Raw genomic sequence first — 10,786 nt, 5'->3', positions numbered from 1 at the left:
GTAAGCGCGCGGTGATCCCATGTTGACCGCCACTGGCGGTCATGGCTGAGACTCAGATGGCACCGGTTTGCCAGCGATGCGGCAAGAGTTCGTCGATGCGACTGGCCTTGTGCGTTGGCAGCCGCGTGAGCACATCCTTGAGGTAGGCATACGGGTCGTGCCCGTTCATGCGTGCCGACTGGATCAGACTCATGACGGCCGCCGCTCTCTGGCCCGCGCGCAGGCTACCGGCAAACAGCCAGTTGTTGCGGCCGATGGCAATGGGCCGGATCTGGTTCTCGATCCAGTTGTTGTCCACGGGCAGTTGTCCGTCATCTGCAAACCGGGTCAGCGCCACCCAGCGCCGCAGGCTGTAGTCCAGTGTTTTGGCGGTTGCCGATCCGTCGGGGACCTGGCGCCGTTGCAGCGTCATCCATTCGTGCAGGGCGTCCAGGATCGGCCTTGTCTGCTGCTGTCGAACGATTTGCCGTTGTTCGGCGCCCAGTTCCTTGACTTCGCGCTCGATCTCATAGACCCGGGCGAACTGTTGGAGGGCGAACTCGGCGATCTGGCTCTGGTTGGCCGCGTGCAGATCGAAGAACTTGCGCCGGGCGTGGGCCAGGCAGCCCACCTCGGTCACGCCGCTGGCGATCAGGGCCTTGTAGCCGCCGAAGTCGTCGCAGGTCAGGCTTCCCTTCCAGGCCTTGTCGGTGCCATGGCCTAGGAAGCGCCGGGCATGCTCGCCCGAGCGGGACTCGCAGAAGTCGTAGACCACGGCTTTGATGCCCTCGAACGCCCCCGGCGCATAGGCCCAGAGGTAGGCGCGATGCGTCTTGCCATCGCCGGGCTTGAGCATGGCCACCGGTGTCTCATCGGCGTGCAGCACCCGGTGGCTGAGGATCTCGTCCTTCAAGGCCTCGACCAGCGGCTGCAACCGCACCCCGCAGGTGCCTACCCATTGCGCCAGGGTCGAGCGCGGGATGGCCAGGCCGGCGCGGCCGAAGATCGCCTCCTGGCGGTACAGCGGCAGATGATCTGCGTATTTGCCCACCAGCACCTGGGCCAGCAGGCCCGTGGTGGGGATGCCTTTGTCAATGACGTGCGCCTGGACCGGCGCCTGTTGAATGGTCTCGCACTGGGCGCAGGCCCACTTGCCGCGGATATGGCGCTCCACGCTGAAGACACCGGGCACGTAGTCCAGCTTCTCGGCCACGTCCTCGCCCACGCGTTTCATCTGGCAGCCGCATGCGCAGGTGGTAGACGTGGGTTCGTGGCGGATCTCGCGGCGCGGCAGGTGCGCCGGCAGGGGCAGGCGCTTGGCTTGTTTCTTCTCGGGAGTGGGCGGTGTTTGCGTCTGCGCCAGCGCGTCGATCTCGCTGGCCACGGCCGCCAGGTCGGCCTCGATCTCGTCTTCGAGCAGGCTCTTTTGCTCGGGGTTGAAGCGTTCGGACTGGGCTGCGAACTTCATGCGCTTCAAGAGCGCGTTCTCGTGCGTGAGCTTGTCGATGAGGGTCTGCTTGAAGGCCAGTTCCTGGTCCTTGGCGGCAGCGGCCTGCAGCATGGACAGCAGCGCCGAGCGCAGTTGCTCGGCGCTCAGGCTCTCCAGCGATTGCGGCTCCACCACCATGAGCATGACTGTGCCAGCACCGACACCGCTGCGCCATTGGCGCATGCACCAATTGGCAGGCAGAAGGCCAGCAATCAGATTCAGAGCACGGTGATGACACCACCATCGGCCAGGCGCTGCCAGGGCAGGCCCAGCACCAGAGCATCGAACTGTGGACGGCTGAGCGTAGCGGTCAATGCCCCCTCACGCGGCCAGACGAACTTGCCACTGTTCAGGCGCCGCGCTGCCAGCCACACCCCGATGCCGTCGTGCACCAGCACCTTCATGCGGTTGGCACGCCGGTTGGCAAACAGGTAGGCGTGATGCGGATGTGCTGCGCCGAAGACAGCCACCACACGGGCCAGGGCCGACTCTGTTCCGGCACGCATGTCCAGTGGCTCGGTGGCCAGCCACAGGGCGTCGATGCGGATCACTTGAGCAGGTCCCGCATCCAGGCCGCGCAGTGCTCGGCGGCCGAGACCGGCCAGGTCAGCGACACGCAGGTGGCGCCACGGCGCAACTCGATGCGGATGTCTGGAGCCGGCGCGCAGCTGGGCGCAGGTAACGCCACAGGCACGAAGGTCGGGACTTGCACCTCTGTGCTCGGGGCATGAGCCAGTCGGCGCCACTTGTGCACGACGTTGGCGTTGATGCCGTGCGATAGCGCCACGCTGGCCACCGAGGCTCCGGGCTGGGCGCACTCGGCCAGGATCTGCTGTTTGAGTTCGGCGCTGTGGCGCCGACGGGTCTTGATCTTCGCTTCAGTCATGGTGTCCACCTATCTCGTTTGGTGGACACCATCGTTGCCGCTTGGGCCGTCGACCTCAAGGGTGGGATGACCGCACGCTTACAAATCGATGTGAGGGCTCGCCTGCCAGCAATGGCGGGCGTGGATTGAAACCACAGAGTGAATCGTGCAGGAGAAACACATGAAACGGGCTCGCCTGCCAGCAATGGCGGGCGTGGATTGAAACAAGCAACACGCGAACGTGTTACCCGCTTCGCCCAAGGGCTCGCCTGCCAGCAATGGCGGGCGTGGATTGAAACTTCTACGGCGCGGATGAGCGCTTTACCACTTTGGGGGCTCGCCTGCCAGCAATGGCGGGCGTGGATTGAAACTTGGGCACGCTGCCGGTGTGGATCTTCGGCAGGTCGGGCTCGCCTGCCAGCAATGGCGGGCGTGGATTGAAACAGGGGTTCGACCGCCTGGGCCAGCTCGCCGCGAAGGGCTCGCCTGCCAGCAATGGCGGGCGTGGATTGAAACCGCCAGGCGAAGTCGGAGATGTGGGTGATCTGGAAGGGCTCGCCTGCCAGCAATGGCGGGCGTGGATTGAAACAAACATCCACCCCTTGGGCATTGGAGTCACTCCCAGGGCTCGCCTGCCAGCAATGGCGGGCGTGGATTGAAACAAAATGGTTTTCATGGGGTCAGCTCCAGAGGTAGGGCTCGCCTGCCAGCAATGGCGGGCGTGGATTGAAACTCCAGTTGCTCATGGTGGCCGCCTGGTCAGTGGGGCGGGCTCGCCTGCCAGCAATGGCGGGCGTGGATTGAAACCTCTGCGCGAGCGCTTTTCCCAAAGCGCACCACGGGGCTCGCCTGCCAGCAATGGCGGGCGTGGATTGAAACCAGCAGCCAGTCGGTGAAGGTGCCCAGCTCCAGGCGGGCTCGCCTGCCAGCAATGGCGGGCGTGGATTGAAACATCGACATGTCCGGCCAGTCAAAGACTGTTGATGCGGGCTCGCCTGCCAGCAATGGCGGGCGTGGATTGAAACATCGACATGTCCGGCCAGTCAAAGACTGTTGATGGGGCTCGCCTGCCAGCAATGGCGGGCGTGGATTGAAACAATCGTCAAGCCGACCATTGTCCTGACTGACTTTGGGCTCGCCTGCCAGCAATGGCGGGCGTGGATTGAAACACGCCGTCGCCCTTCTGGCCGCCTCGGCTGGTCACGGGCTCGCCTGCCAGCAATGGCGGGCGTGGATTGAAACCACCTCATCGGCAGAAGTGTCATCAACGAATGCAGGGCTCGCCTGCCAGCAATGGCGGGCGTGGATTGAAACTTTGGTGTACGTCCCCTACGTCCACCGAAAGGAAGGGCTCGCCTGCCAGCAATGGCGGGCGTGGATTGAAACTCGCCATGTGCGCCCGAGGCGTGGCCCACGTCGAACGGGCTCGCCTGCCAGCAATGGCGGGCGTGGATTGAAACGACCTGGGTCTGGAGGCAATCCCGTACTACACCGGGCTCGCCTGCCAGCAATGGCGGGCGTGGATTGAAGCCGGTATTGACCTGGACTCCAATTGTTAATTGGAGCACTTAGAGAACCAAGGCCGCAAAAGGAAACGCTGTGCTGAGTATCAACGAGTGAATTATCAAAACACTCCTTCAAAAGCCTTAGTCAACAACCATGCTGTCGCCCTTCAGCAGGCCTGGGCGCAAGCGCAGTAGCCCCTCCGCCCAGGCCTGCGTCACCGTCAATGTCAAAGGGATGCGCCACAGCATTTGCCCGCCGACCCCCAGCCCACCACCCCCGAGCCTGCGCACGCGCCCCTACCCCCGCACAAAAAACAGCCCACTCATGCCCACCCCGGTGGCCACCACCGCGCCGCGCACCCAGGCCACCGGCAGCCGCTGGGCCCAGTGGGCGCCCGCATAACCGCCGGCGGTGGCGGCCACCATCATCAGCAGCGCCGGGCCCCAGGCGATGGCGCCGGCCAGGGCGAAGGTGGCCACCGACAGCACCGACAGCACCAGCGAATTCAGGTTCTTCAGCGCATTGGCGCGGTGCAGCAGGGGCTCGCCGGTCACGGTGTACAGCGCCAGCAGCAGAATGCCCAGCCCGCCGTTGAAGTAGCCGCCGTACACCGCCACCGCCAGCAGCCCCAGCGGGCGCCAGCGTTCCAGCGGGTGGGCGGCGCCGGCTGGGGCGCCGCCGCCACGGCGGGCCAGCCACGGTCCCAGCACGAACAGCGCGGTGGCAAACAGCAGCAGCCACGGCACCAGGCCGCTGAACACGCGCGCCGGCGTCACCAGCAGCAGCAGGGCGCCGGCCACGCCGCCCACCGCCGCCAGCAGGGTTTCCTGGCGCAGCCGCGCGCCGGGCAGGCGCTGCAGTTCGGCCCTGAAGCCCAGCGTGCTGCCCAGGTAGCCGGGGCTGACGGCCAGCGCGCTGGTGGCGTTGGCCACAATCGGCGGCACGCCGGCAAACACCAGCGCCGGGAAGGTGAGAAAGCTGCCGCCGCCGGCAATGGCGTTGAGCACCCCCGCGGCAAACGCCGCCAGGGCCAGCAGGGCCGAGGTGGTCCAGGGTTCCATACAGGTCAATCCAGTGGGAGTCGAATGTCGTCGCGCACCAGGCGCTCGTAGGCGTCGGCCGGCACCGGCGGGCTGAACAGGTAGCCCTGCAGCTGGTCGCAGCCCAGCGCGCGCAAAAAGGCCATCTGCTCGCGCGTTTCCACGCCTTCGGCCACGATTTCCTGGCGCATCTGCTGCCCCATGGTGACGATGGCGCGGGCAATGGCGCAGTCGTCGTTTTGCTGCGGAATGCCGGTGACGAAGGAGCGGTCGATCTTGAGCGTGGTGATCGGAAATTTCTTCAGGTAGGCCAGGCTGGAGTAGCCGGTGCCGAAGTCGTCCAGCGCGATGCCCAGGCCCATGGCGGCCAGCTCGTTCATGATGGGCACCACCTCGTCGGCGCCGCGCACCATCAGGCTTTCGGTGATTTCCAGCTTCAACTGCTGCGGCGCCAGGTCGTGCATGGCCAGCAGCGCGTCCAGGCGCTTGGGCAGGTATTTGTCGAACTGCCGCGCCGACAGGTTGACGGCCAGCGGCGGCATGGACAGGCCCTGCGCCTGCCAGTCGCGCAGCTGGCGGCAGGCCTCGTGCAGCACCCAGTCGCCCAGGTCGCGGATGAGGCCGGAGTCCTCGGCCACCGGCACAAAATGCCCCGGCCCCAGCAGGCCGCGCTGCGGGTGCTGCCAGCGCACCAGCGCCTCGGCGCCGACGATGCGGCCGGTGCGCAGGCTGACCTTGGGCTGGTGGTACAGGCACAGCTCGCCGTGGGCCATGGCGTGGCGCAGCTCGCCCTCGATGCGGAAGCGCTCGGTGGCGCGTTCGTTCATCTCGGGGCTGAAGTAGCAGATCGGGGTGTTGGGGTCGTCCACCCGCTGGTTGGCCAGTTCGGCGCAACGCAGCAGGGCGGCGGTTTCCATGCCGTTGTCCGGGTACAGGGCAATGCCCACGCTCACCGGGCAGTCCACCGTGACGCCGTGCAGCACATAGGCCGGCCGAAGCAGCGCCAGCAGCTTGTGCGCCACCAGGCCGGCGTGTTCGCGCTGGCGCATGTTGGGCAGGGCCACGGCCAGTTTGTCGTGCCCCAGCCGGGCCAGAATGTCTTGCTCGCGCAGCGCCTGCTGCAGCCGTTGGCCGGCCTGGGCCACCAGCTCGTCGCCCACCTCGTGGCCCAGGGTGTCGTAAATCCAGCCCAGGCGCTGCAGTTGCACCACCAGCACCGCGCCCAGGCCCTGGTCGCGTTTGGCCTGGCTCAGGGCCTGGCCCAGCAGCTGGCCCAGCAGCAGGCGGTTGGGCAGGCCGCTGATGTGGTCGACGTTGGCCAGGTGTTGCCGCCGGACCTCGGTGTCGCGGGGGTGGCCGATGTCGGAAAAAATCGAGAACGCGTGGGTGGCCTGGCCCTGGGCGTCGCGCACAGTGCTGATGCAGACCGACAGCGGCACCAGTTCGCCGCTGCGGCGGCGGGCCAGCACCTCGCCCAGCCACAGGCCGGCGCCCTGCAGGGCCGTCTGCACCTGGGTGCGCAGCGCGTCGCCGTCGCGGCCGCTGCCCAGCAGGTCGGCGGTCTGGCCCAGCGCATCGGCCGCGCTGTGGCCGGTGATGCGGCTGAACGCCGCGTTGACCATCACGATCTGGCCGTGCGCGTCGGTCACCATCACGCCCTGGTGGCTGTGTTCCACCAGGCTGACGCAAAGGCGCAACCGGTCGGCCGCGCTCAGGGGCCGCTCCAGCGGCCGGTACTCGGCGCACAGGCCGGTGGGGTCGCCGTCGGCGTCGGTGTCCAGCCGCAGGGTCAGCGCCACCTGCACCGGCTGCCCGGCCTTGGTGCGGCGCCAAACGGTGGTGCTGGCCGGTGTTGCCCCCGGGCCGGGGGGGGCGAGCTCGGCGAAGTCGCCGTCGGCGGGGCCGCACAGCAGCAACAGGTGCTGGCCCAGTGCCTCGGCGGCGCTGAAGCCGAAGAAGGCGCTGGCCGCGTCGTTCCAGCCGGTGATGAAGCCGGCCAGGTCCAGCCGCACCGCGGGCAGCGGGGCCGGGGCGGGCGCCGGTTCAGGCCGCGGGTCCATGGCCCGGTGCGTTGTCGGTCAGGTGCAGCATCCAGCCGCAGGCCTGCAGCAGCAGGGTGTTGAAGGCGTCGGGGCCCACGCCCCAGGGGGCCAGTGCGTGGGCGGTGGCGTCGGCGTCGTGGCGTTCCACGGCTTCCCAGGCGGTCAGCAATGGGCCCAGCTCGCCTTGGCGGTCCACCAGCGCGGCGTGCAGGGCGTCGGGCACGCGGATGGTGCGCAGCATTTCCACCAGCGGGGTGCCGAACAGCACCCCCAGCATGGAGAACATGCCGGTCATGAAGGCCTGGTCCTGCGCGCTGCGGTCCAGCCCGGTGGCCTGGGCCAGCAGTTCCATGCCGCGCGCGCGCAGGCTGACGTGGGCCATCAGCATGGCGCTGCGCTCGTCGTCGTCGCGGGCGGCGAACAGCAGCAGGTTGAGCCAGCGCTTGAGCTGCTGGCGCCCGAGCATGAGGATGGCCTGGCCGAAGCTGGTGATTTCGCGCCGGCTGCCCACCGCCACCGAATTCACCAGCCGCAGCAGCTGGTAGGACAGGGCGGCGTCGTGGCGGAACACGTCTTCCAGGGCGTGGGTGTCGGCGTCGTCGGTCACCATCTGGAGCAGCTGCAGGGCGCGCTGGCGCGAGGCGGCCTGGGCCACGTTGGGTTTGGCTGGCGGGGCCAGGTACCAGTCGCCCTGGCACCAGCGGGCCTGGGCCGGCCAGGGGGTGCCGCCCGCGGGGGTGTCGTGCGCGTCCAGCAGCGGGTGGCCCAGGTCGCGCACGGCGGCCTGGTGTTCGGCGGGCCAGCCGGCCACCGCCACGCGCGGCCAGGCGCAGGGCAGGGCCGCGGCCAGCTCCGCCAGGGCCGGGCTGCGCAGCCAGTCCAGCGCCGGGGCGGCGGTGGCGGGGCGCACGTGCCAGCGCAGGGCGCCCAGGCGCCGGTCGGGGCCGGCCAGCAGTTCAACAAACACCAGCGGGTGGGGGGCGGGGTCGGACGGTTCGCTCATGGTGGGGGACGGGCTGAAAGCGCACGCGGTGCGTGTCCCTCATCGTAACCCGCCGGCGGGTGCGGTGGCTGCCTACAATCCAGCATCTTGCCCCGACCACGATGAACACCCCTGCCCACGCCCCCCAGCCCGCGCGCCTGCCGCTGTACGTGGACCTGGACGGCACCCTGGTGCGCAGCGACACCTTGCACGAGTCGGTGCTGTTGCTGCTGCGCCTGAGCCCGCTTTACCTGTTGCGCATGCTGTGGTGGCTGCTGGGCGGCAAGGCCGCGTTCAAGCGCCGCGTGGCCGAACACGCCTGCCCCGCGGCCGAGCAGCTGCCCTACACCCCCGCCTTCCTGGCCTGGCTGCGCGCCCAGCACGCCAGCGGGCGCTCGCTGGTGCTGGCCACCGCCGCCGACGCCCGCATCGCCCACGCCGTGGCCGACCAACTCGGTCTGTTCACCGACGTGCTGGCCAGCAACGCCGGCCCCGAACGGCTGAACCTGAGCCGGCGCCACAAGCGCGAGGCCATCGAGCGCCACGCCCGCGCCCAGGGGCACGCCGCTTACGCCTACGCCGGCAACAGCGCCGACGACCTGCCGGTCTGGGCCGGTGCCGCCGAGGCGGTGGCCGTCAACGCCCCCGGCGGGGTGCTGGCGGCGCTGCGGCGGACCCACCCCGGGGCCGAGGTGTTCGCCGCCGAGCCGCCCACCCTGCGCCAGTGGCTCAAGGCGGTGCGCCTCACCCAGTGGGCCAAGAACGCGCTGCTGTTCGTGCCCTTGCTGGCCGCCCACCGCTGGGACGCGCCGGCCTGGGCGCCGGTGGCGCTGGCCTTTGTCGCCTTCGGCCTGTGCGCCTCGGCCACCTACCTGATCAACGACCTGCTGGACCTGCCCAACGACCGCCGCCATGCCCACAAACGGCACCGGCCGCTGGCGGCGGGGCGCATCGGCATCGCCGCCGCGGTGGGGCTGATGGCGCTGATGTTCCCGGCCGCCTACGCGCTGGCCTGGGCGGTGTCGCCGGCCTTCCTGGGCATGCTGCTGCTGTACACCGGCATCACCCTGGCGTATTCGGTGCAGCTCAAGCGGGTGGCGCTGCTGGACGTGCTGCTGCTCTCCGGCCTCTACACGCTGCGCCTGGGCGCCGGGGCGCTGGCCGCGGGGGTGGAATTGTCGAACTGGCTGCTGGCGATTTCGCTGTTCCTGTTCCTGGGGCTGGCGCTGGTCAAGCGCTGCGCCGAGCTGGAGGAGGTGCTGCTGGACACCGAGGTGGACCGCGCCCGCGGCCGCGGCTACCACCAGGACGACCTGCCCGGCCTGCGCGCCATGGGCGTGGCCAGCGGCTTCCTCACGGTGATGGTGCTGGCGCTTTACATCGACAGCCAGAACGGCCGCGAGCTGTACGCCCAGCCCGAATGGCTCTGGGGCGTGGCGCCGCTGCTGCTGTGGTGGATCATGCGGCTGTGGCTGAAAACCGGCCGGCGCGAACTGCACGGCGAAGACCCGCTGCAGTTCGCCCTGCACGACCGCTTCAGCTGGGCGGTGCTGGGCGGCATGGGGCTGCTCGGTGCCCTGGCCACCTGGGGGGCGTGAGGTGGGCGGCAAAACCCTGCCCCTGCTGCTGGCGCTGGTGTGCGTGTGCCTGTCGGCCGGCGCCCAACTGGCCATGAAGGTCGGCATGTCGCCCGCGGGCGGCAGCGGCGGCGTGGGCGGCACCTACCTGCAGGCGCTCACCAACCCCTGGGTCTGGCTCGGGCTGGGCCTGTACGGCGTCAGCGCCGTGGCCTGGCTGTGGGTGTTGTCGCGGCTCGACGTGGGCCTGGCCTACCCCCTGGTCAGCCTGGGCTTCGTCATCACCCTGGTGGCGGGCGTGTTCTGGCTGGGCGAACCCTGGTCCTGGCCGCGCCTGGCCGGGGCCGCCTTGATTGTGCTGGGCGTGCTGCTCATGGCCAGCGACGCGTGAGGATGCAACGATGAACCGACCCGCCGGCCTGCTGCCGACCGGCGCGGGGGACGGCCTGGCGCCGGCCCGCCGCGTGTTTGCCTGGATGTTCTGGCTGACCTTGGCCCTCAAGCTGGGGCTGGCCGCCGGTTTCCCCATGACCGGCGACGAGGCCTTTTTCTACCAGTGGGGCGTGTACCCGGCGCTGGGCTATTCCGACCACCCGCCCATGATCGGCTGGTGGCTGGCCGCCCTGCGTCAGGTGAGCGAGCACCCACTGGCGCTGCGTTCGGCCACGCTGCTGGTCACCAGCGCCATCGCCCTGGGCGTGGTGGACCTGGCCCGGCGCTTTCTGCCGGCCGAGCGCGAGGCCACCGCCTGGTGGGCCGGCGCGGTGTACCTGGCCATGCCGTGGTCCTGGCTGTTCGTGCTGGTCACCACCGACACGCCGCTGATCTTCTTCATGGCCCTGTCGGCCTGGGCCTTTTTGCGCGCCGAGGCCGCCGGCGGCCGCGCCGGCTGGTACGCGTTGGCCGGTCTGTGTGTGGGGCTGGCGTTTTTGTCCAAGTACTTCGCGGCCCTGCTGGGGCTGGCCTACGCCGCCTACGTGCTGGGCTGGCGCCGCGACCGCTGGTGGGCGCTGCCGTGGATGTTCCTGTTCGCGGCGCCATCCATCGCCCTGAACCTGTACTTCAACGCCACCCACGGGTGGGCCAACATCATGTTCAACTTTTACAACCGCAACGAGGGCAGCCGCTGGCAGTGGCAGACCTTCGCGGTGTACCTGGGCATGGCGCTGTACCTGTTCACCCCCTGGCTGCTGGCCGCGGCGCTGCGCGCCCGGGGCCGCGCTGTGCCCATGGGCCGGGTGCTGCTGGTGCTGTGGGCCTTCCCCATGCTGGTGTTCGCGCTGCTGGGCCTGCGCCGCAGCATCGG

The 10,786-nt window shown here is 69.2% G+C and carries 9 protein-coding genes and 1 CRISPR repeat array; of the genes, 3 read left to right on the top strand and 6 right to left on the bottom strand.

What is annotated here, in order from left to right:
- Positions 1-52: 52 nt before the first annotated feature.
- From tnpC to HA630_RS14795, 6 genes are all read right to left on the bottom strand, one after another.
- On the bottom strand, positions 53-1,612 hold the full coding sequence (gene tnpC / locus HA630_RS14820) for an IS66 family transposase (protein ID WP_371809220.1): 1,560 nt from the start codon (positions 1,610-1,612) through the stop codon (positions 53-55).
- A gap of 74 nt (positions 1,613-1,686) precedes the next feature.
- Positions 1,687-2,019, bottom strand: coding sequence for an IS66 family insertion sequence element accessory protein TnpB (gene tnpB / locus HA630_RS14815; RefSeq protein WP_166833616.1), 333 nt, complete (start codon positions 2,017-2,019; stop codon positions 1,687-1,689).
- A complete protein-coding gene (gene tnpA / locus HA630_RS14810; RefSeq protein ID WP_166833614.1) occupies positions 2,016-2,354 on the bottom strand; it encodes an IS66-like element accessory protein TnpA in 339 nt (112 codons plus the stop codon). Before tnpA ends, tnpB begins: the two co-directional genes overlap by 4 nt.
- 94 nt (positions 2,355-2,448) lie before the next feature.
- Positions 2,449-3,864: direct repeats of the CRISPR family, unit length 38 nt; unit sequence GGGCTCGCCTGCCAGCAATGGCGGGCGTGGATTGAAAC.
- A 271-nt stretch (positions 3,865-4,135) separates the two neighbouring features.
- The gene (locus tag HA630_RS14805) at positions 4,136-4,900 is read right to left on the bottom strand and encodes a sulfite exporter TauE/SafE family protein (RefSeq protein WP_166835628.1); all 765 of its coding nucleotides are present in this window, start codon (positions 4,898-4,900) and stop codon (positions 4,136-4,138) included.
- Positions 4,901-4,905: 5 nt separating this feature from the next.
- On the bottom strand, positions 4,906-6,939 hold the full coding sequence (locus tag HA630_RS14800) for a bifunctional diguanylate cyclase/phosphodiesterase (protein WP_166835626.1): 2,034 nt from the start codon (positions 6,937-6,939) through the stop codon (positions 4,906-4,908).
- Positions 6,923-7,924, bottom strand: a complete 1,002-nt coding sequence (locus HA630_RS14795) for an EAL and HDOD domain-containing protein (RefSeq protein WP_166835624.1) — start codon at positions 7,922-7,924, stop codon at positions 6,923-6,925. Before HA630_RS14795 ends, HA630_RS14800 begins: the two co-directional genes overlap by 17 nt.
- Before the next feature lie 101 nt (positions 7,925-8,025).
- On the opposite strand from HA630_RS14795, the gene HA630_RS14790 reads away from it, so the two are divergent.
- The 3 genes from HA630_RS14790 to HA630_RS14780 form a co-directional block, all read left to right on the top strand.
- On the top strand, positions 8,026-9,501 hold the full coding sequence (locus tag HA630_RS14790; protein ID WP_166835622.1) for a UbiA family prenyltransferase: 1,476 nt from the start codon (positions 8,026-8,028) through the stop codon (positions 9,499-9,501).
- 1 nt (position 9,502) lies between these two features.
- The gene (locus HA630_RS14785) at positions 9,503-9,871 is read left to right on the top strand and encodes an EamA family transporter (RefSeq protein ID WP_166835620.1); all 369 of its coding nucleotides are present in this window, start codon (positions 9,503-9,505) and stop codon (positions 9,869-9,871) included.
- A gap of 10 nt (positions 9,872-9,881) precedes the next feature.
- Positions 9,882-10,786, top strand: a 905-nt coding sequence (locus HA630_RS14780; RefSeq protein WP_208300095.1) for a glycosyltransferase family 39 protein, incomplete at its 3' end; no start/stop codon positions are given.

It is taken from the genome of Aquabacterium sp. A08 (assembly GCF_011742065.1).
This window is presented reverse-complemented; position numbering and strand designations above follow the sequence as displayed.